This is a genomic window from Enterobacter sp. PI-10 (assembly GCF_027947695.1).
Classification (GTDB): domain Bacteria; phylum Pseudomonadota; class Gammaproteobacteria; order Enterobacterales; family Enterobacteriaceae; genus Enterobacter; species Enterobacter vonholyi.
This window is the reverse complement of the sequence record NZ_JAJNOG010000002.1, coordinates 18,664-38,331: the sequence shown is the minus strand read 5'-3', so window position 1 is coordinate 38,331 and position 19,668 is coordinate 18,664. Positions and strand designations below refer to the sequence as shown.

The following is a 19,668-nucleotide window of genomic DNA, read 5'->3' as shown; positions in this document are numbered from 1 at the left end:
AGCGACCTCATCCGGTAAATAAAAAGTTATTTGAATGTTAAATAATTGAGTGTTTGCACTGTGAATGTAGATTGCAGCCTTCGTGCCAGCCAGCGATAAAATTGCATAAACGGGTTGAGGTAACAGAATATCAACAAGTTACGACATGGATTTATTCACTGTTAGTGCATAAAAAGTGAATATTTTTACGACAAGCGGCGCTTTGCCGCATGAAAATCAGAAAGAGTATGCACAGGCCAAATATAATTCTGGAATTGTGATCGCTCGCGAAATTTATCGGTCATTTACGCCCTGTTTGAGGGCGAGGCGCGTCAGAATGGTGCAAATATTGCACCACCGGCATTATCTGTTGCAGTTATTGGCCGAAGCCGGTAACAGTTGACGCAAATTCTGCTACCATCCTTGCACTATTCACCTTGCACTGGCAGCGACTATGAAATTTGTCTCTTTTAATATCAACGGCCTGCGTGCCCGCCCTCATCAGCTTGAAGCTATCGTTGAGCAACATCAGCCAGATGTGATCGGCCTGCAGGAGACAAAGGTTCACGACGACATGTTCCCCCTCGAAGAGGTGGCGAAACTCGGCTACAACGTCTTTTATCACGGCCAGAAAGGTCACTATGGCGTCGCGCTGCTGACCAAAGCGCCGCCGGTTTCCGTGCGTCGCGGCTTCCCCGGCGACGGTGAAGAAGCGCAGCGCCGCATCATCATGGCGGAAGTCCCTTCCGCGCTCGGAAATATCACGGTCATTAACGGCTATTTCCCGCAGGGTGAGAGCCGTGACCATGAAACAAAATTCCCGGCTAAAGCCAAGTTTTATCAGGATCTGCAGGACTACCTGACCACCGAACTCAAAAAAGAGAATCCGGTGCTGATCATGGGCGATATGAATATTAGCCCGACGGATCTGGATATCGGTATTGGCGAAGAGAACCGCAAACGCTGGCTGCGTACCGGCAAATGCTCCTTCCTGCCGGAAGAGCGTGAGTGGATGGAGCGCCTGCTGGGCTGGGGCCTGGTGGACACGTTCCGCAACGCCAACCCGGAAACGCAGGATCGCTTCTCCTGGTTTGACTACCGCTCAAAAGGCTTTGACGACAACCGCGGCCTGCGTATCGACCTGCTGCTGGCCAGTTCGCCGCTGGCAGAGCGCTGCATCGAAACCGGGATCGACTACGACATCCGCAGCATGGAAAAACCGTCTGACCACGCGCCGGTGTGGGCTAAATTCAAGCTGTAATGACGCGTGAACATTCGAAAAACACTCTTCCTGTGCGCCCTTCTGGGCGCATTTATTCTGACGTTTGTCATGCTTTCCCCGGGAACCCTCTCCCTGGAAGGGATTAAAACCCACCAGCAGGCACTCCTCTCCCATGTTGACCACGCGCCGCTGCGCAGCGCGCTGACCTTTTTTGCGATCTATGTGGCGGTCTCCGCCCTCTCGATTCCCGGCGCGGCGATCCTTACCCTGCTGGGCGGGGCGTTGTTTAGCCTGTGGGAAGGCACCGTGCTGGTCTCGTTTGCCTCCACCCTCGGGGCGACGCTTGCGATGCTCGCAAGCCGTTATCTGCTGCGCGACTGGGTTCAGCAGCGGTTTGCTCAGCAGATGAAAACGGTAAACGCTGGCATGGCGCGCGACGGAGCGGGCTATCTTTTTGCCCTGCGCATGATGCCGCTGTTACCGTTTTTCCTGGTGAATTTGCTTATGGGGCTGACCCGCATTGGCGTCTGCCGCTACTGGTGGGTCAGCCAGACAGCCATGCTGCCCGCCACGATTATCTTTCTGAACGCCGGGCGCGAGCTGGGGAAAGTGACCTCGCTGCGCGATATTTTGTCGCCTGGCATGGTATTCGCCTTTACACTACTGGGGTTATTACCGCTGGTCACCCGCTGGCTGTTTTCCCGTTTTCTCCCGTCTGCTAAAAAGTGAGGCATTATGCGCCGTGTGCGTTTTTGCACGTTTCTGACCGGTCTGCTGCTGGCAGCCCCCCTATTTGCCGCCGACGGCTGGCAGGCCATTCAGCAACAGGCTAAAGGCCAGACCGTCTGGTTTAACGCCTGGGGCGGCGATCCGGCGGTCAACCGCTATCTGGAATGGGTCAGCGGCGAGATGCAAACGCACTATGCCATTACCCTAAAAATCGTCCCGCTGGCGGATGCTGCCGACGCCGTAAAACGTATTCAGACCGAAGCCGCCGCGGGGCGTAAGACCAACGGCTCGGTTGACCTGCTGTGGATTAACGGCGAAAACTTCCGCACGCTGAAAGAGGCGAACCTGCTGCAAACCGGATGGGCGCAGACGCTGCCAAACTGGCGCTATGTTGATACCCGCAAACCGGTCACGGAAGATTTTGCCGTCCCAACCGACGGGGCGGAGTCGCCATGGGGCGGCGCGCAGCTGACCTTTATCGCCCGCAAGGCCAGCATGCCGACGCCGCCTGTGGATCCTCAGGCGCTGCTGGCTTACGCGCAGCAGCACCCCGGCAAGATCAGCTATCCGCGCCCGCCCGATTTTACCGGCACGGCATTTCTTGAGCAGCTGCTGCTGATGCTGACCGCTCACCCGGACGCGCTGCAAAAGGCCCCCGATAGCACCTTTGCCGAGGTGACGGCACCGCTCTGGGATTATCTGGACAAACTCCACCCGCTGCTGTGGCGCGAAGGAAAAGATTTCCCCCCTTCCCCTGCACGGATGGATGCCCTGCTTGCCAGCGGCAGTCTGAACCTGTCGCTGACCTTTAACCCGGCCCATGGTCAGCAAAAAATAGCGAGCGGCGAACTGCCTGCCGACAGCTACAGCTTTGGTTTCCAGAGTGGGATGCTCGGTAACGTCCATTTTGTAGCGATTCCGGCCAATGCCGGCGCCAGCGCGGGTGCAAAAGTGGTCGCTAATTTCCTGCTGTCACCGCAGGCGCAGATCCGCAAGGCTGACCCGGCCATCTGGGGCGATCCGAGCGTGCTGGATGCCAAAACGCTGCCCGAAGGTGAAGCCAAACAGCTGCTGGCCCATACGCCTCAGGGGTTGCCGAAGGTGCTTGCAGAGCCGCAGTCCGACTGGGTGAACGCGCTGGAGCAGGAATGGCTGCGTCGTTACGGCACCCGCTGAGCGGGCTAGTCTGGCTGGCGATGGCGGTAATTTATCTACCGCTCCTGCCCGCAGGCGCCATGCTGTTGGCACCGGCGTTTTCGTTGACAAACTGGCAGCGGCTGGTGAACGATCCGCAACTCCCGCAGGCGACCGTCGCCACGCTGGTCTCAACGCTCATCGCCACGCTGGGGGCGTTGCTGATTGCCCTTTTCCTCGTCAGCCTTTTATGGCCCGGTAAGCGCTGGCGCCGTCTCACTACCCGCCTGCCATGGCTACTGGCGATCCCCCATGTGGCGTTCGCCACCGGCGCATTACTGCTTTTTGCCGAGGGCGGTCTGTTTTATCAGATCTGCACCGTCTGTTCGCCGCCGTTTGACCGATACGGCGCCGGGCTGGGCCTGACGCTCGCGGTCAAAGAGAGCGCGTTTGTGCTGTGGGCGATTTACGCCGTGCTGCCGGAGAAGCGGCTCGCGCAGCAGAAGATCGCCCTGCAAACCTTTGGCTACGGGCGTTTTCAGACGCTCAGCTGGCTGATTCTCCCGGCCATCGCGCCAGTCCTCGGCGCAGTGATGCTGGCGGTGCTGGCATGGTCGCTCTCGGTCGTGGATGTGGCGATCGTTCTCGGGCCCGGCAACCCGCCTACCCTGGCCGTGCTGGCCTGGCAGTGGCTGAGCCAGGGCGACGCGCATCAGCAGGCAAAAGGGACGCTGCTGTGCCTGCTTCTCCTTCTGCTGCTGTCCGCGCTTGCCGCCCTCGGGTACGGCCTCTGGAAGGCATGGCGTCGCACAATTCCGGAAGTCGCGGGGACGCGTCCCCGGTCTCAGCGCATCCTGCCTGAGCGAGCACTGAGCGGGTTCCTCCCCGCGTGCGGCGTGCTGTGCGCCGTGGTGCTGTTGATGCTGGCGCAAAGGAATGACGTTGGCCCGGTGGGAAGCAGCCTTTCCTTCGGTCTGCTTTCAGGCCTGATCGCCCTGGTCGTCGGCTTGCTCTGGCTGGAATGGGGGCCGCAGCGCGGCGCACTGTGGGTGTGGCTACCGCTCGCCCTTCCGGCCCTCCCGCTCGTCACCGGCCAGTACGCGATTGCGCTTCACCTGGGCGTCGACGGGCACTACGCCGCCGTGCTCTGGAGCCATCTGCTCTGGGTGTTGCCGTGGATGCTGCTGGTGCTGCAGCCCGCCTGGCGGCGGATCGATCCCCGGCTTATCCTTACCGCCAGAACGCTCGGCTGGCGACGGGCAAAAATCTTCTTGCTGCTGAAATGTCCCCTGCTGGTGCGCCCTGCGCTGCTGGCCTTTGCTACCGGTTTTTCCGTCAGCATGGCGCAATACATGCCGACGCTGTGGCTGGGCGCGGGGCGGTTCGCCACCCTTACCACCGAAACCGTCGCGCTCAGCAGCGGGGGCAGCATCCCGATCCTCGCTAACCGGGCGCTGGGACTACTGCTGGTCACGGGCACGGTGTTTGGTCTTGCTGCCCTGCTATCCCAGCTCGTTGGCCGCTACCGACAAGGATTACGTTAATGCTGAAGGTAAACAATCTCACCATCGAACCGCTTTTCCGCGAGGTTAGTTTTTGCGTGCCCCGCGGGGAGATCGTCACCCTGATGGGGCCGTCCGGCAGCGGCAAATCGACCCTTTTTGCCTGGATGGTCGGCGCGCTGTCAGACGATTTCCAGGCGCGGGGCGAACTGTGGCTGGACGCGCGTCGCTGCGACGGTCTCCCCGTGGAATCCCGCGGGCTGGGTATTCTCTTTCAGGACGCGCTGCTGTTCGAACAGTTCAGCGTCGGGCAGAATTTGCTGCTGGCGCTGCCCGAGCGCATCACCGGACGCGCGCGTCGGGAAGCGGTCGAGCAGGCTCTGAATTCCGCGGGGCTGAGCGGTCATTACGCCAGCGACCCGGCCACCCTTTCCGGCGGGGAGCGCGCCCGGGTGAGCCTGCTGCGCGCCCTGCTCGCGGAGCCGCAGGCGCTGCTGCTGGATGAACCGTTCAGCCGCCTCGATAAAGCGTTGCGGGCCTCGTTTCGGGAATGGGTTTTTGACGCCGTCCGCTCGCGCAATATCCCGGTGGTGCTGGTCACGCACGATGAGGACGATATTCCACCCGGCGGCAAGCTGATTGAGATTTCTCGCTGGCAATAATGTGCTAACGCAATGTTTTCCGTTTCGGGAGAGACGACAATGCCCCCCTCTTTTATTGACGTCAGGTTATTCGATGAAACGTGTTTCTCAACTGACCGCGCTGGCTCTGCTCTGCGGCCTCGCGTCCTTTTCCTCTCTGGCGGCTGATATGCCCAACGCGATGACGCTGTCTCAGCTTCAGGCGCAGCACGGCACGCCTGTCGATACCCGGCCCAGCGCCTTCTATAACGGCTGGCCACAGACTTTTCGCGCGCCTTCCGGGCATGAACCCGCCGCAATCAACCTGGCTGCCGCCTGGCTTGACAGCATGAGCGACGAGCAGCTTGCGCTTTGGGCAAAACAGCATCAGTTGACCCCTACGACGGCCATCGCTCTGTACGGTGACGATAGGGATAACCAGGCGGTGAAAGCCCGTCTGGAGAAAGCAGGATATCGCCACGTTTCGCTGCTCAGCGATGCTCTGCAGACCCCCGGCCGTCTTCAGCGTCTGCCGCACTTTGAACAGCTGGTTTACCCGGAGTGGATCCATCGCCTGCAACAAGGGGAACGTATCACCGCGGCACCATCAGCCGACTGGAAGATTATAGAAGCCGGCTGGGGGGCGCCTAAATTTTATCTGCTCGGCCATATTCCCGGGGCGGGCTACATCGATACTAACGAGGTTGAAAGCGAACCGCTGTGGAATAAAGTCTCTGACGACAAGCTGAAAGCGATGCTGGAGAAACACGGGATCCGCCATGATACTACCGTTATTCTGTATGGTCGCGACGTTTACGCCGCCGCCCGTGTGGGCCAGATAATGCTCTACGCCGGCGTGAAAGATGTCCGTCTTCTGGACGGCGGCTGGAAGGCATGGTCTGATTCGGGACTGCTGGTACAGGGCGGTGTGCCCGGCCCCGTCAAACCCGCCCCCGATTTTGGCGCGCCGATCCCCGGCCAGCCGCAGCTGATGGTGGATATGGAACAGGCGCGCGGCATGCTGCACCGTCAGGATGCCTCCCTGGTCAGCATTCGCTCGTGGCCGGAGTTCATCGGCGAAACCAGCGGCTACAGCTACATCAAGCCAAAAGGTGAAATTGCCGGTGCCCGCTGGGGCCACGCGGGCAGCGATGCGACCCACATGGAGGATTTCCATAACCCGGATGGCACCATGCGCAGCGCGGACGATATCGCCGCCCAGTGGAAGCGCTGGAATATTCTGCCGGAACAGCACGTCGCGTTTTACTGCGGCACCGGCTGGCGGGCGTCCGAAACCTTTATGTACGCCCGGGCGATGGGCTGGAAGAATGTCGCCGTCTATGACGGCGGCTGGTACGAATGGAGCAGTCACCCGCAGAACCCGGTCACCAGCGGAGAGCGTGGGCCAGAGAGCGCTCTCTAAGGGTTGAGTGACTTCAGCGTCACATAGCCGCTCCAGACGCGCGTTGTGGTGGTCAGCCAGCACAGCGCGCCGAATACCCACGCGAACAGCGTAAAGTGTGCCGGGAAGAGGCAGCACAGCACGAACAGCGCGATGGTCTCCGTCCCTTCTGTTAACCCACCGATGTAATAAAACGACTTGTGCGCATAGCCGGGGTTGTCGATGTCGTGCTTTGCGGCCAGCGCCGCAAACGCCAGAAAACTGCTGCCGGTCCCGATAAACGCAAACAGCAGCCATGCGGCCGCCAGCGCATTCTCTGCCGGAGCAGCGAGCGCAAAGCCAAACGGCACCAGGGCGTAGAAAAGAAAATCGAGCGCGATATCGAGAAATCCCCCCGCATCGCTCAGCCCTCTGCGGCGCGCCAGCGCCCCGTCCAGACCATCCAGCAGGCGGTTAAGCACGATGGCGACCAGCGCCGCCGGATACCAGCCGAGGGCCAGAAACGGCAGCGCCAGCACGCCGATGGCAAACCCTGTCAGGGTCAATCCGTCGGGCGTAATGCCCGGTCGGTCCAGCACGGAGACCATACGATTCAGAGCGGGTTTTATCCGCGGGTGAAGATGGCGATCAAGCATGAGGCGTCTCGTTAAATGTGGCGCACAGCCCCTGCGCCGGGATGTCCAGCGCGGCGTTAAAGCGGGCAGAGAGATTCTGAAAGGCAATAAGCGCCGTCATCTCGGTGATGGCGTCATCCGTAAAGTGGCGCTTCAGCGCCGCTCTGATGGCCTCATCCGCCCGGGGCGGCGTGGCGGTCACCGCCTCGGCGTAGGCCAGCGCCGCGCGCTCCTGCTCCGTGAACAAGGCGGAACCCTGCCAGTCGCTCACGGCCTGCACCTTATCCAGCGCCCCGCTGCGCTCGGCCAGCCGCAGACTGTTGGCATCAATACAGAAAGCACAGTGGCAGAGCTGGGATACCCGCGTCATGAGCAGCGAACGAAGAACGGGCGTCAGGCGCGCGCGACGACGCTCCAGAAAACCGACGAACAGCGCCACCAGCCAGAACAGACGCGGCATGCGCCCCCACCAGCGCGTGGGATTCAGCACCGCGCCAAAATGCCTTTTCTGCATGACGGCAATCGGTTTAAGGCTGGCGGGAAGGGATTCGATAGGGGCAACCCAAGCGGTAGTCTCTTTCACCTGATTCTCCTGATAGCTGGACTCTGAGAAAGGGCACGATAATATGTCTTTTTTCGCAATCAATTATTGACGACCATGCTGAAAACACTCGATGTCGTTGCCGCCATCATCGAAAAAGACGACAAAATTTTACTGGCACAGCGCCCTGCCCACGCCGACCAGCCGGGCATGTGGGAATTTGCAGGCGGCAAAGTCGAGGCGGGTGAAACCCAGCCCGAGGCGCTTATCCGCGAGCTGCGTGAAGAGTTGGGTATTGAAGCGCTGCCCGCTCAATACGTGGCAAGCCACCAGCGTGTAGTCTCGCAGCGGTTAATCAACCTGCACGCCTGGCACGTTCCTGCGTTTAGCGGTGCGCTCACGGCGCACTACCACAGCGCGCTGGCGTGGTGTACGCCGGAAGAGGCGTTCGGCTACGCCTTAGCCCGCGCGGATATTCCCCTGCTGGAAGCGTTTATTGTTTTACGCGACGCCAGACCAGCGGGTTCGTGCTGATGGCGCGCTCGTCGCGCTGGCACTGCAGCAGAATGCCGTCCGCTTTCACCACGGCGCCTTCCGAGTAGTTCTGATTCTGATAGATGCAGCACTGATTACAGGGCTGCACCGTTTGATTCTGGCCGCTGGAGCTAAACACTTCCGGCGGCACATTCACTTCCACGTCCGGACGAATGCGGTCAGCCTGCGCGCCAGCGGTGAAGATCAGACATAACGCGGTTAATAGATAACGTTTCATAGACACATCTTCCTGTTGTTCCCTTGATAATGACTATAACGGTAAACCCGCGCGGAACCTTTAATTTATCTCGTCATCGCTTTTGGTTATGACGCCCGCGCTCTCATTAATTTCCCTTTCGCCCTAAATTTCTGCTTGCCAGACAAAGCAGTACGGGTGGTATAGTCAAAAAAACAACACAAATCGCATAAGTCATATACAAACATTATTATAAGAGGTTCTTATATCTATGGATCAGACACGCTCTCTGGAAAGTTTCCTTGCCCACGTTCAGCAGCGCGACCCGCACCAAAGCGAGTTCGCGCAGGCCGTGCGTGAAGTGATGACCACCCTGTGGCCCTTCCTTGAACAAAACCCGCGCTATCGCCAGATGTCTTTGCTCGAACGCCTGGTCGAGCCAGAGCGCGTGATCCAGTTCCGCGTGACGTGGGTTGACGATCGCAATCAGGTGCAGGTTAACCGCGCGTGGCGCGTACAGTTCAACTCGGCCATCGGCCCGTTTAAGGGCGGCATGCGTTTCCATCCGTCCGTGAACCTGTCGATTCTTAAATTCCTCGGCTTCGAGCAGACCTTTAAAAACGCCCTCACCACGCTGCCCATGGGCGGCGGGAAAGGCGGCAGCGATTTCGACCCGAAAGGCAAAAGCGAAGGTGAAATCATGCGTTTCTGCCAGGCGCTGATGACCGAACTCTATCGCCATCTTGGTCCTGATACCGACGTGCCTGCCGGTGATATCGGCGTCGGCGGACGTGAAGTGGGCTTTATGGCCGGGATGATGAAAAAGCTCTCCAACAACAGCGCCTGCGTCTTTACCGGTAAGGGGCTGTCGTTTGGTGGGAGCCTGATCCGCCCGGAAGCGACCGGGTACGGCCTGGTTTACTTCACCGAGGCCATGCTCAAGCGCCACGGTTTAGGCTTTGAAGGCATGCGCGTCGCGGTGTCCGGCTCCGGTAACGTGGCGCAGTACGCGATTGAGAAAGCGATGCAGTTTGGCGCTCGCGTGGTAACCGCCTCTGATTCCAGCGGAACGGTGGTGGATGAAGCGGGTTTCACGGCAGAGAAGCTGGCGCGCCTGTGTGAAATCAAAGCCAGCCGCGATGGCCGTCTTGCAGATTATGCCCGGGAGTTTGGCCTGACGTATCTTGAAGGGAAACAGCCGTGGGGCGTGCCGGTGGATATCGCCCTGCCGTGCGCCACGCAGAACGAGCTGGATGCTGAAGCCGCGCGCACGCTGATTAGCAATGGCGTGAAGGCGGTAGCCGAAGGGGCGAACATGCCGACCACAATCGAAGCGACGGATCTGTTCCTGGAAGCGGGCGTACTGTTTGCACCGGGCAAGGCCGCTAACGCGGGCGGCGTGGCGACGTCCGGCCTGGAGATGGCGCAAAACGCCGCGCGTCTCGGCTGGAAGGCGGAAAAAGTGGATGCCCGCCTGCATCACATCATGCTGGATATTCACCATGCCTGCGTGGAGTACGGCGGCGAGGCATCGCAAACCAACTACGTGCGCGGGGCGAATATCGCCGGATTCGTGAAGGTAGCGGATGCGATGATTGGGCAGGGTGTGATTTAAGGTTTATAGCGTGCGGCCGGGTGTATCAGGCCGCGCTCTTTTTCTTTTTAAACGGTTTCTTCGCGCCACCACCGGGTGCAACCATCCCTCTGAACGTTTTCACCGGCGTGCTGCGCGCCTGATCGATCAGCTGGTAAAGCGTCCCGACCAGCGGCTGCATAAAGTCCTGGTAGCGACACTGCTTCTCGCTGATCTGCGTCAGCACCGATTCCCAGTGCGCGGTCATGTCCGGCCTGGCGGCCAGCTCCGGCAGGGAATGAATCAGCGCGCGTCCCGGCTCGGTCGAATGGATATAGCGCCCCTTCTTCTCAAGAAAACCGCGCTTAAAGAGCAGCTCGATGATCCCCGCGCGGGTTGCTTCCGTACCCAGACCGTCGGTGGCGCGCAGGATCTTCTTCAGATCTTTATCCTGCACGAACCGGGCGATCCCGGTCATCGCCGACAGCAGCGTCGCATCGGTAAAATGGCGCGGCGGCTGGGTCTGGCGTTCCACCACTTCCCCTTTCTCGCACAGCAGCTCATCGTCTTTAGAGACGACGGGCAGCGGCGTGCCGTCGTTCTCCTCGTCACGCTCTTTGTTGCCGAGCAGCGTGCGCCAGCCTGCTTCCGCGAGGAAACGGGCTTTGGCGATAAACTTCCCTTTTGCGATTTCCAGCTCGATCACGCATTTGCGGAACACCGCGTCCGGGCAGAACTGCATCAGGTACTGACGAGCGATCAGGTTGTAGACCTTCGCTTCGTTATCCGTCAGGTTGACGCTGCTGGCGCGCGCCGTCGGGATAATCGCGTGGTGGGCATCGACTTTTTTATCGTCCCAGCAGCGGTTATGGGTATCCGGATTCACCGCCGGCTGCGGGAGCAGATCCGGCGCGTGCACGCTGATGGCATTCATCACCGAATGACGTCCGGCAAAGTGCTCTTCCGGCAGATAGCGGCTGTCCGAACGCGGATAGGTGATCAGCTTGTGGGTTTCATAGAGCTTCTGGCAGATATCCAGCACGTTCTGCGCGCTGAGGCCAAAGCGCTTCGCGGCCTCAATCTGCAGGGCCGACAGCGAGAACGGCAGAGGCGCGGGTTCTGATTCCCGTTTATCGTTATAGCTGGTGACGATAGCGGGCTGTCCGGTAATGCGGTTAACCACGTGCTCCGCCAGCGGACGGTGCAGCAGACGCCCCTCTTCATCCTGATACGATTCGCAGGCATCGCTCGGCTGCCATACGGCGGTAAAACGCTCGTCTTCAGGCGTAACGATATGCGCTTTGACCTCAAAGAAATCTTTGGCGACGAAGTTTTCAATCTCTTCATCGCGACGCACGACCAGCCCCAGCACCGGCGTCTGCACGCGCCCCACGGAGAGCACGCCCTGATAGCCCGCGTTGCGCCCAAGAATGGTGTAGGCGCGGGTCATATTGATGCCGTACAGCCAGTCGGCGCGGGCGCGGGCTAATGCCGAGACGCACAGCGGGATAAATTCGCTGTTGGCGCGCAGGCGCGAGATCGCACGCTCCACCGCCTGCGGGTTGAGGTCGTTGATCAGGCAGCGCTGCACCTGCTGACGCTTTTCCGGCGCGAGCTCCAGATAGTCCAGCACCTCATCCACCAGCAGCTGTCCTTCCCTGTCCGGGTCACCCGCGTGCACGATTTCATCGGCTTCATGCAGGAAGCGCTTGATCACGTTGAGCTGTTTGGTCACCGAAGGTCGGGGCTGCAGGCGCCATTTTTCAGGCACGATGGGCAGATCGTTCAAATTCCAGCGGGCGTAGCGGCTGTCATAGACATCCGGCTGCGCCTGCTCAAGCAGGTGACCAATACACCATGTGACCACCTGCCCGTTACCGCATTCGATAAAGCCGTCGCCTTTGCGATGCGGCTTAGGCAGCACGTCGGCGATGGCACGGGCCAGGCTCGGCTTTTCGGCAATAAACAACCGCATCGAATTAACGGATCTCAATCATCGGTCGACCACCGCGCGCGGTCACCAGCTCGCCGATCGCCGTCAGGGTAATGCCGAACTCAGCGGCCGTGGCCTGAACCTCGGCTTCGGATTCCGGCGTCACCGCCAGCAGCAGGCCGCCGGAGGTTTGCGGATCGCACAGCAGGTTGCGCCACTCCTCAGGCATTTCGCCCATCAGGTGACCGTAGCTGGCGAAGTTACGCTGGGTACCGCCCGGAACCGCGCCCTGAGCAATATACTCTTCCACGCCCGGCAGCTTCGGCACGTCCTGATACCAGACCTGCGCCTGCACGCCCGCGCCCTGACACACCTCGGAGAGGTGTCCCAGCAGACCAAAACCGGTCACGTCGGTCATCGCCTTCACGCCGTCGATATTGGCAAACGCCGCACCGGCGAGGTTCATCTGGCACATGACTTCGGTTGCCAGCCCTTTGTGCTCCGGTTTCAGCAGGGATTTTTTCTCGGCGGTGGTCAGCACGCCAATGCCCAGCGGCTTGGTGAGAAACAGCTTGCAGCCCGCCTGCGCGGTGCTGTTGCGCTTCACGCGTTCGGTCGGCACCACGCCGGTAACGGCCAGGCCGAAGATAGGCTCCGGCGCATCAATAGAGTGACCGCCGGCCAGCGCAATTCCCGCCTGCTGGCAGGCGAAACGGCCGCCATCAATCACTTCACGGGCCACTTCCGGCGGGATGGTGTTGATCGGCCAGCCCAGAATGGCGATCGCCATAATCGGCTTACCGCCCATTGCGAAGATATCGCTGATGGCGTTGGTGGCCGCAATGCGTCCGAAGTCGAACGGGTTGTCGACAATCGGCATAAAGAAGTCGGTGGTGCTGATAATGCTGGTGCCGTTACCTAAGTCATAAACCGCTGCATCGTCACGCGTTTCGTTGCCGACAAGCAGGTTCGGGTCGACAAACTTCGCCTGTTCGCTGTGCAGGATGGTCTCCAGCACTTTCGGGGAAATTTTACAACCGCAACCGGCTCCGTGGCTGTACTGCGTTAAACGAATGGTTTGCTCGCTCATGGACGTCTCCTGTCATCTCAATCGCGCTATGGTAGCGCTCATTCCATAAAGAGGTAAGTATGACTGTCTGAATTCTGCGGCAGATGCTCAGAATCCAGACAGTTTAGCGCGCGTTATCAGAAACGGCTGACGAAAGGCGTGGTGTCCGGCACGCTGATGGTGCTGGAGGCTTTAAGCTGCGGAGTACCGAGATAGAGGAAGCCGACAATTTTGTCATGCTCGCCACAGGAGAATCCTTCCCGTACGGCTGCGCTCTCCGTCAGCGGCCCGGTGCGCCAGATGCCATTGAAGCCCTGCGCGACGGCGGCCATTTGCATCGCCATTACCGCACAGCCCGCGGACATTTCCTGCTCCCAGACCGGCACCTTATGGTCGGCCTGGCATTTCGCCACGACAGCAATAATCATCGGTGCACGGAACGGGGCATTGCGCGCCTTGTCGATGCCCTTCTCATCCTGCCCGGCGGCCACCGCACCCTGCTCCAGCAGCTGGCTGAAACGATCGCGGCCTTCGCCTTCAATTACAAAGAAGTGCCACGGCTGCAGTGTGCCATGATCGGGGGCACGCATGCCGGCACGCAGAATGTTCTCCAGCTGCTCGCCTGCCGGGGCAGGTTCGGCCAGACGGGAAGCGCTACGGCGGTTAACAAGCAGTTCGAGTGCGTCCATTGGTTAACTCCTTTCTTGAAATTTACTCACAAAATTAACACGACGGCAGATTTTGTTACAGCCTGGCAGGCGATTCCTGCTGACAAGTGGCGGTTGGGTCATTACGATAACCCAACATTACCGTCCAGTGGCGACGGAAACAGTCATTTTCTGGTTAGGGAGAATACATGCGAACCCTTTGGCGAATCATTGCCGGTTTCTTTAAATGGACGTGGCGACTGCTCAACTTCGTCCGCAACCTGGTGATGAACATCTTCTTCATTTTTCTGGTTCTGGTTTGCGCGGGAATCTGGATGCACATCAGCAACGCGAATCAGGCGCAGCATTCGACTCGCGGGGCGCTGTTACTCGATATCACCGGCGTTATTGTTGATAAACCTTCCGCCAGCAGCCGTCTGGGCGTAATCAGCCGTCAGCTGTTTGGCGCGACATCAGACCGCCTGCAGGAAAATTCCCTGTTCGATATCGTCGATACCATCCGTCAGGCCAAAGACGACCGCAACATCACCGGTATCGTGCTGGATCTGAAAGATTTTGCCGGTGGCGATCAGCCTTCCATGCAGTACATCGGTAAAGCGCTGCGCGAGTTCCGCGACAGCGGCAAGCCGGTGATTGCCGTGGGCGACAGCTACAGCCAGGGGCAATATTATCTGGCGAGCTTCGCCAATAAGATCTGGCTCTCCCCGCAGGGCACGGTCGATCTGCACGGCTTTGCCACCAACGGCCTGTACTATAAATCGCTGCTCGACAAGCTGAAGGTCACCACCCACGTCTTCCGCGTCGGTACGTACAAATCTGCCGTGGAGCCGTTTATCCGCGACGATATGTCCCCTGCCGCCCGCGAAGCGGACAGCCGCTGGATTGGCGAGCTGTGGCAGAATTATCTCGGCACCGTTGCCGCTAACCGTCAGATTACGCCTGAGCAGGTGTTCCCTGGCGCGCAGGGCGTGCTCGAAGGCCTGCGTAAGGTTGACGGTGATACCGCAAAATATGCGCTCGATAACAAACTGGTTGATGCCCTGGGCACCAGCGCCGAGATTGAAAAATCCCTGAGCAAACAGTTTGGCTGGAGCAAAGAGGACAAAAATTACAGCGCCATCAGCATGTATGATTACTCGACGAAAAAACCGGATGAGAACGGTGACAGCGTCGCGGTGGTCTTTGCCAACGGTGCGATCATGGACGGTCAGGAGACCCCGGGAAACGTGGGCGGCGATACTACCGCGTCGCAAATCCGCGATGCTCGTCTCGATCCGAAAGTGAAGGCAATTGTCCTGCGGGTCAACAGCCCTGGCGGCAGCGTCAGCGCCTCAGAGGTGATCCGTGCTGAACTGGCCGCGGCCCGCGCCGCAGGCAAGCCGGTCGTCGTCTCAATGGGCGGAATGGCCGCCTCCGGAGGTTACTGGATCTCCACGCCAGCCAACTACATCGTGGCTAACCCAAGCACGCTGACCGGCTCGATTGGCATCTTCGGGGTGATCAACACCGTGGAAAACAGCCTGGATTCTCTGGGCGTGCATACCGATGGTGTAGCAACCTCTCCGCTGGCGGATGTGTCGGTGACCAAATCCCTGCCGCCGGAAGTTTCTGAGATGATGCAGCTCAGCATTGAGAACGGCTATAAACGCTTTATCACCCTGGTCGCGGACTCGCGTAAAAAGACGCCTGAGCAGATCGACCAGATTGCACAGGGCCACGTCTGGACCGGCCAGGATGCGAAGAGCAACGGTCTGGTCGACAGCCTGGGTGACTTCGATGACGCGGTGAAGAAAGCCGCCGAACTGGCGAAGCTGAAGCAGTGGCATATCGAGTATTACCAGGACGAACCGTCGTTCTTCGATATGGTCATGGACAGCATGTCCGGCTCGGTACGTGCCATGCTGCCGGAGGCGCTGCAGGCTTACCTGCCTGCGCCGGTCGCCACGGCGGCAAAAGCGATGAAGGCAGAAAGCGATAAGCTTGCGGCCTTTAACGATCCACAGAGTCGTTACGCGTTTTGCCTGACCTGCGCGAACGTCCGTTAAAACCGTCCCCTCTTCCCGCGAAGAGGGGATTTTTTTCTTTTGAAGAACAAGAATTCACTACCATGCAGAAGAAATCGATTTATGTAGCCTACACTGGCGGTACCATCGGTATGCAGCGCTCCGAAAACGGCTATATCCCCGTCTCCGGCCACCTGCAGCGTCAGCTTGCGCTGATGCCCGAATTCCACCGTCCGGAAATGCCTGACTTTACCATCCACGAATACGAGCCGCTGATGGACTCCTCTGACATGACGCCGGAAGACTGGCAGCACATCGCGGATGATATTAAAGCCCATTACGACCATTACGACGGCTTCGTGATCCTGCACGGCACCGACACCATGGCGTTTACCGCCTCGGCGCTCTCCTTCATGCTGGAGAATCTGAGCAAGCCGGTTATCGTCACCGGGTCGCAAATTCCGCTGGCGGAGCTGCGCTCGGACGGGCAGATCAACCTGTTGAACTCCCTGTACGTGGCGGCGAATTACCCGATTAACGAAGTGTCGCTGTTCTTTAACAACCGTCTGTATCGCGGGAACCGCACCACCAAAGCCCACGCCGACGGCTTTGACGCCTTTGCCTCACCCAACCTGCAGCCGCTGCTGGAGGCCGGGATTCATATCCGTCGTCTGGGAACCCCTCCTGCGCCGAACACCGCGGGCGAGCTGATTGTGCATCCGATTACCCCGCAACCGATTGGCGTGGTGACCATTTATCCGGGTATCTCTGCGGACGTGGTGCGTAACTTCCTGCGCCAGCCGGTGAAAGCGCTTATCCTGCGCTCCTACGGCGTTGGCAATGCGCCGCAGAACGGCGAGTTCCTGAAAGAGCTTCAGGAAGCCAGCGAGCGCGGAATTGTGGTAGTGAACCTGACCCAGTGTATGTCCGGTAAAGTGAATATGGGGGGCTATGCCACCGGCAACGCGCTGGCGCATGCGGGTGTGATCAGCGGCTTCGATATGACCGTTGAGGCAACGCTGACTAAACTTCACTATTTACTGAGTCAGGATCTGGACATTCAGTCCATTCGCAGCGCGATGATGCAAAACCTGCGCGGCGAACTGACCCCGGACGAATAAGGAGGTCTCATGAAGCAACGCGCCCTGCTACTGGTCGATTTGCAAAATGATTTCTGCGCGGGCGGTGCGCTGGCCGTCGCCGAAGGTGACAGCACCGTTGACGTGGCCAACAAGCTCATTGACTGGTGCAAAGCCCGTGGTGAAGCGGTTGTCGCAAGTCAGGACTGGCACCCTGCGAATCACGGCAGCTTTGCCAGCCAGCACAACGTAGAGCCCTTCACCCAGGGTGAACTCGACGGGCTGGCGCAAACTTTCTGGCCGGATCACTGCGTACAGCAGACTGAAGGCGCGGCGCTGCATCCGCTTCTGAATCAAAAGGCCGTCGACGCGGTGTTCCATAAGGGTGAAAACCCGGCTATCGACAGCTATAGCGCGTTTTTTGATAACGGGCATCGCCAGAAAACGGCGCTGGACGCCTGGTTGCGTCACCACGAAATCACGGAGCTGATCGTACTGGGCCTGGCGACGGACTACTGCGTGAAGTTCACCGTGCTGGATGCGCTTCAGCTTGGCTACACCGTTAGCGTCATCACCGACGGCTGCCGCGGGGTGAACATTCAACCACAGGACAGCGCTCAGGCGTTTATGGATATGGCTGCGGAAGGCGCAACCCTGTATACGCTCGAAGACTGGCTGGAAACGCAGGCATAGTCTTTTACGCCCTCTCCCTGTGGGAGAGGGCATCAACCCGCACCGTTATTGCATTTTAATCGTCGCAATCGGCTTCGGCGTGATACCGAAGTCCTCTTTCAGCTCGCGCTTGCTCTTCATCACCATCTGGCCTTTGGTGTCGATCGTCATGTGCTGTGCGTCGGTGTTATTGCGCGCCTGCCACAGCATCACCAGCTGCAAGCTGTTCTCTTTTTGATCCGGCGTCAGCGCAACGCCGTCGGGCCATTTTCCCAGCTCCACGGCGGTCACCAGACGCTGATAAATCTCCGGCGTCATGCCGCTAATCATGTCATCAATATTCACACTCGCGCCCTTTCAAAGGAATAATTTGCTGAATCGTTTTTTCAACCCTTAATCTGGTCACCGTTTTCATCATCGGTGAAGCTCATTGAGGCTGAATTTACGCAGAAACGCTCGCCGGTAGGCTGAGGTCCATCCGGGAAAACGTGCCCAAGGTGCGCGTCGCAGTTGCCGCAGCGAATTTCCGTACGCACCATGCCGTGCGACGAGTCGGTCAGATAGCGGATTGCCTCATCGCTCACCGGCTCATAGAAACTCGGCCAGCCGCAGCCAGAATCAAATTTCGTTTGTGAATTAAACAGCGGGGCATCACAGACCAGGCAGTGGTAGACGCCGTCCCGCTTGTTGTGCAGCAAACGCCCGGTGAACGGCGGTTCCGTTCCGTGATTCTGCGTCACGTAAAACTGCATTTCTGTGAGGTTTTTTTTCAAATCGTCAGGGTTACGTTGGTTCGACATATGCTTACATCTCGCTGTAGAAACAGACATCTTTCAACCCGGATTCTAACAAAACATTAACACCCTTGCGTGCACTTTTGATCTAAACTTATGTGTCGCGAATAAGCGGTCAGGCAATTGTGATCACGTTCACATTTTTATCCTGCGAGGACTTTAAAATCCCGGCGCAGCCCCCATATGGGTGCAAGCTCAAAGGGAAAGTGAGGCGAGTCAGTCGCACAAACGTTAGTCACAGGATTGATTTGTCGCAATGATTGACACGATTCCGCTTGACGCTGCGTAAGGTTTTTGTAATTTTACAGGCAACCTTTTATTCACTAACAAATAGCTGGTGGAATATATGACTATCAAAGTAGGTATCAACGGTTTTGGCCGTATCGGCCGTATTGTTTTCCGTGCTGCTCAGAAACGTTCTGACATCGAAATCGTTGGTATCAACGATCTCCTGGACGCTGAATACATGGCGTACATGCTGAAGTACGACTCAACTCACGGTCGTTTCGACGGCACCGTTGAAGTGAAAGACGGCCACCTGGTTGTTAATGGCAAAACCATCCGCGTTACTGCTGAAAAAGACCCAGCTAACCTGAAATGGAACGAAATCGGTGTTGACGTTGTTGCTGAAGCAACCGGTATCTTCCTGACCGACGAAACTGCGCGTAAACACATCACCGCTGGTGCGAAGAAAGTTGTTCTGACCGGTCCTTCCAAAGACAACACCCCAATGTTCGTTCGTGGTGCAAACTTCGAAACTTACGCTGGCCAGGATATCGTCTCTAACGCATCCTGCACCACCAACTGCCTGGCACCGCTGGCTAAAGTTATCAACGACAACTTCGGCATCATCGAAGGTCTGATGACTACCGTTCACGCAACCACCGCTACTCAGAAAACCGTTGATGGCCCGTCTCACAAAGACTGGCGCGGCGGCCGTGGCGCGGCTCAGAACATCATCCCATCCTCTACCGGTGCTGCTAAAGCTGTAGGTAAAGTACTGCCAGAACTGAATGGCAAACTGACTGGTATGGCGTTCCGCGTTCCAACTCCTAACGTATCCGTTGTTGACCTGACCGTTCGTCTGGAAAAAGCTGCTTCTTATGAAGAAATTAAGAAAGCAATCAAAGCTGCTTCCGAAGGCGCAATGAAAGGCGTTCTGGGCTACACCGAAGACGACGTTGTTTCTACCGACTTCAACGGCGAAGTGTGCACTTCCGTGTTCGATGCTAAAGCAGGTATCGCACTGAACGACAACTTCGTTAAACTGGTTTCCTGGTACGACAACGAAACTGGCTACTCTAACAAAGTACTGGACCTGATCGCTCACATCTCCAAATAAGTTGAGATGAGTGCTTGATCCAAAAAGGCGACTTCGGTCGCCTTTTTTTATTTATAAGACAG

Annotated in this window: 20 protein-coding genes; 12 read left to right on the top strand and 8 right to left on the bottom strand. The window is 58.4% G+C overall.

Translation table 11 applies throughout. The annotated features are described in order from the left end of the window. Positions 1-433 precede the first annotated feature (433 nt). From xthA to LRM19_RS04645, 6 genes are all read left to right on the top strand, one after another. Positions 434-1,240: an exodeoxyribonuclease III gene (xthA, locus tag LRM19_RS04670; protein ID WP_111965595.1), complete on the top strand. Its 807-nt coding sequence runs from the start codon at positions 434-436 to the stop codon at positions 1,238-1,240. Between the two features lie 6 nt (positions 1,241-1,246). Continuing rightward, positions 1,247-1,930 carry a TVP38/TMEM64 family protein gene (locus tag LRM19_RS04665; RefSeq protein WP_271367702.1) on the top strand — a complete coding sequence of 228 codons (684 nt, stop codon included), beginning with the start codon at positions 1,247-1,249 and terminating at the stop codon, positions 1,928-1,930. Between the two features lie 15 nt (positions 1,931-1,945). Next, positions 1,946-3,106, top strand: coding sequence for an ABC transporter substrate-binding protein (locus LRM19_RS04660; protein ID WP_442876248.1), 1,161 nt, complete (start codon positions 1,946-1,948; stop codon positions 3,104-3,106). After that, a complete protein-coding gene (locus tag LRM19_RS04655) occupies positions 3,079-4,608 on the top strand; it encodes a thiamine ABC transporter permease (protein ID WP_127730454.1) in 1,530 nt (509 codons plus the stop codon). Before LRM19_RS04660 ends, LRM19_RS04655 begins: the two co-directional genes overlap by 28 nt. Further along, complete coding sequence (locus LRM19_RS04650; RefSeq protein WP_271367701.1) at positions 4,608-5,228, top strand: ATP-binding cassette domain-containing protein; 621 nt, start codon at positions 4,608-4,610, stop codon at positions 5,226-5,228. Before LRM19_RS04655 ends, LRM19_RS04650 begins: the two co-directional genes overlap by 1 nt. A gap of 73 nt (positions 5,229-5,301) precedes the next feature. Next, on the top strand, positions 5,302-6,609 hold the full coding sequence (locus tag LRM19_RS04645; protein ID WP_271367700.1) for a rhodanese-like domain-containing protein: 1,308 nt from the start codon (positions 5,302-5,304) through the stop codon (positions 6,607-6,609). Here LRM19_RS04645 and LRM19_RS04640 read toward each other — a convergent pair. Next, positions 6,606-7,223, bottom strand: coding sequence for a CDP-alcohol phosphatidyltransferase family protein (locus LRM19_RS04640; protein ID WP_111965589.1), 618 nt, complete (start codon positions 7,221-7,223; stop codon positions 6,606-6,608). The genes LRM19_RS04645 and LRM19_RS04640 overlap by 4 nt on opposite strands. Further along, positions 7,216-7,785, bottom strand: coding sequence for a carboxymuconolactone decarboxylase family protein (locus LRM19_RS04635; RefSeq protein ID WP_149366700.1), 570 nt, complete (start codon positions 7,783-7,785; stop codon positions 7,216-7,218). The genes LRM19_RS04640 and LRM19_RS04635 overlap by 8 nt, the downstream gene beginning before the upstream one ends. A gap of 75 nt (positions 7,786-7,860) precedes the next feature. Here LRM19_RS04635 and LRM19_RS04630 point away from each other — a divergent pair, with 75 nt between their 5' ends. Beyond that, positions 7,861-8,277, top strand: coding sequence for a pyrimidine (deoxy)nucleoside triphosphate diphosphatase (locus LRM19_RS04630; RefSeq protein ID WP_271367699.1), 417 nt, complete (start codon positions 7,861-7,863; stop codon positions 8,275-8,277). On the opposite strand, the gene LRM19_RS04625 is transcribed toward LRM19_RS04630, so the two are convergent. Then, positions 8,237-8,515: a DUF1496 domain-containing protein gene (locus tag LRM19_RS04625; RefSeq protein WP_115874800.1), complete on the bottom strand. Its 279-nt coding sequence runs from the start codon at positions 8,513-8,515 to the stop codon at positions 8,237-8,239. The two genes, LRM19_RS04630 and LRM19_RS04625, sit on opposite strands and share 41 nt — an antisense overlap. 229 nt (positions 8,516-8,744) lie before the next feature. Between LRM19_RS04625 and gdhA the strand changes: the two genes are divergently transcribed. Continuing rightward, the gene (gene gdhA, locus LRM19_RS04620; protein WP_271367698.1) at positions 8,745-10,088 is read left to right on the top strand and encodes an NADP-specific glutamate dehydrogenase; all 1,344 of its coding nucleotides are present in this window, start codon (positions 8,745-8,747) and stop codon (positions 10,086-10,088) included. Between the two features lie 25 nt (positions 10,089-10,113). On the opposite strand, the gene LRM19_RS04615 is transcribed toward gdhA, so the two are convergent. From LRM19_RS04615 to LRM19_RS04605, 3 genes are all read right to left on the bottom strand, one after another. Further along, positions 10,114-12,021 carry a DNA topoisomerase III gene (locus LRM19_RS04615; protein ID WP_271367697.1) on the bottom strand — a complete coding sequence of 636 codons (1,908 nt, stop codon included), beginning with the start codon at positions 12,019-12,021 and terminating at the stop codon, positions 10,114-10,116. 4 nt (positions 12,022-12,025) lie between these two features. Then, entirely contained in the window at positions 12,026-13,069 is a 1,044-nt protein-coding gene (gene selD, locus LRM19_RS04610) for a selenide, water dikinase SelD (RefSeq protein ID WP_008500702.1), read from the bottom strand. 116 nt (positions 13,070-13,185) lie between these two features. Then, a complete protein-coding gene (locus LRM19_RS04605; RefSeq protein ID WP_143344991.1) occupies positions 13,186-13,737 on the bottom strand; it encodes an NAD(P)H nitroreductase in 552 nt (183 codons plus the stop codon). 167 nt (positions 13,738-13,904) lie between these two features. On the opposite strand from LRM19_RS04605, the gene sppA reads away from it, so the two are divergent. The 3 genes from sppA to pncA all read left to right on the top strand — a co-directional run bounded on the left by sppA (position 13,905) and on the right by pncA (position 17,491). Beyond that, positions 13,905-15,761: a signal peptide peptidase SppA gene (gene sppA / locus LRM19_RS04600; protein WP_111965581.1), complete on the top strand. Its 1,857-nt coding sequence runs from the start codon at positions 13,905-13,907 to the stop codon at positions 15,759-15,761. Positions 15,762-15,823: 62 nt separating this feature from the next. Next, entirely contained in the window at positions 15,824-16,840 is a 1,017-nt protein-coding gene (gene ansA, locus LRM19_RS04595; protein ID WP_127730441.1) for an asparaginase, read from the top strand. A 9-nt stretch (positions 16,841-16,849) separates the two neighbouring features. Continuing rightward, the gene (gene pncA / locus LRM19_RS04590) at positions 16,850-17,491 is read left to right on the top strand and encodes a bifunctional nicotinamidase/pyrazinamidase (RefSeq protein WP_271367696.1); all 642 of its coding nucleotides are present in this window, start codon (positions 16,850-16,852) and stop codon (positions 17,489-17,491) included. 45 nt (positions 17,492-17,536) lie between these two features. On the opposite strand, the gene LRM19_RS04585 is transcribed toward pncA, so the two are convergent. After that, positions 17,537-17,800 carry a YeaC family protein gene (locus LRM19_RS04585; protein ID WP_249429466.1) on the bottom strand — a complete coding sequence of 88 codons (264 nt, stop codon included), beginning with the start codon at positions 17,798-17,800 and terminating at the stop codon, positions 17,537-17,539. A gap of 56 nt (positions 17,801-17,856) precedes the next feature. Continuing rightward, complete coding sequence (msrB, locus tag LRM19_RS04580) at positions 17,857-18,270, bottom strand: peptide-methionine (R)-S-oxide reductase MsrB (protein WP_008500710.1); 414 nt, start codon at positions 18,268-18,270, stop codon at positions 17,857-17,859. Between the two features lie 340 nt (positions 18,271-18,610). Here msrB and gapA point away from each other — a divergent pair, with 340 nt between their 5' ends. Then, positions 18,611-19,606, top strand: coding sequence for a glyceraldehyde-3-phosphate dehydrogenase (gene gapA / locus LRM19_RS04575; RefSeq protein WP_014831506.1), 996 nt, complete (start codon positions 18,611-18,613; stop codon positions 19,604-19,606). The last annotated feature ends 62 nt before the right edge of the window (positions 19,607-19,668 follow it).

What these genes read in the sequence shown, in the direction of transcription:
- xthA (WP_111965595.1), top strand. Translation starts at nt 434, where the DNA reads ATGAAATTTGTCTCTTTTAATATCAACGGCCTGCGTGCCCGCCCTCAT.
- LRM19_RS04655 (WP_127730454.1), top strand. Translation starts at nt 3,079, where the DNA reads ATGGCTGCGTCGTTACGGCACCCGCTGAGCGGGCTAGTCTGGCTGGCG.
- LRM19_RS04650 (WP_271367701.1), top strand. Translation starts at nt 4,608, where the DNA reads ATGCTGAAGGTAAACAATCTCACCATCGAACCGCTTTTCCGCGAGGTT.
- LRM19_RS04645 (WP_271367700.1), top strand. Translation starts at nt 5,302, where the DNA reads ATGAAACGTGTTTCTCAACTGACCGCGCTGGCTCTGCTCTGCGGCCTC.
- LRM19_RS04640 (WP_111965589.1), bottom strand. Translation starts at nt 7,223, where the DNA reads ATGCTTGATCGCCATCTTCACCCGCGGATAAAACCCGCTCTGAATCGT.
- LRM19_RS04630 (WP_271367699.1), top strand. Translation starts at nt 7,861, where the DNA reads ATGCTGAAAACACTCGATGTCGTTGCCGCCATCATCGAAAAAGACGAC.
- LRM19_RS04625 (WP_115874800.1), bottom strand. Translation starts at nt 8,515, where the DNA reads ATGAAACGTTATCTATTAACCGCGTTATGTCTGATCTTCACCGCTGGC.
- gdhA (WP_271367698.1), top strand. Translation starts at nt 8,745, where the DNA reads ATGGATCAGACACGCTCTCTGGAAAGTTTCCTTGCCCACGTTCAGCAG.
- LRM19_RS04615 (WP_271367697.1), bottom strand. Translation starts at nt 12,021, where the DNA reads ATGCGGTTGTTTATTGCCGAAAAGCCGAGCCTGGCCCGTGCCATCGCC.
- selD (WP_008500702.1), bottom strand. Translation starts at nt 13,069, where the DNA reads ATGAGCGAGCAAACCATTCGTTTAACGCAGTACAGCCACGGAGCCGGT.
- LRM19_RS04605 (WP_143344991.1), bottom strand. Translation starts at nt 13,737, where the DNA reads ATGGACGCACTCGAACTGCTTGTTAACCGCCGTAGCGCTTCCCGTCTG.
- sppA (WP_111965581.1), top strand. Translation starts at nt 13,905, where the DNA reads ATGCGAACCCTTTGGCGAATCATTGCCGGTTTCTTTAAATGGACGTGG.
- ansA (WP_127730441.1), top strand. Translation starts at nt 15,824, where the DNA reads ATGCAGAAGAAATCGATTTATGTAGCCTACACTGGCGGTACCATCGGT.
- pncA (WP_271367696.1), top strand. Translation starts at nt 16,850, where the DNA reads ATGAAGCAACGCGCCCTGCTACTGGTCGATTTGCAAAATGATTTCTGC.
- LRM19_RS04585 (WP_249429466.1), bottom strand. Translation starts at nt 17,800, where the DNA reads ATGATTAGCGGCATGACGCCGGAGATTTATCAGCGTCTGGTGACCGCC.
- msrB (WP_008500710.1), bottom strand. Translation starts at nt 18,270, where the DNA reads ATGTCGAACCAACGTAACCCTGACGATTTGAAAAAAAACCTCACAGAA.
- gapA (WP_014831506.1), top strand. Translation starts at nt 18,611, where the DNA reads ATGACTATCAAAGTAGGTATCAACGGTTTTGGCCGTATCGGCCGTATT.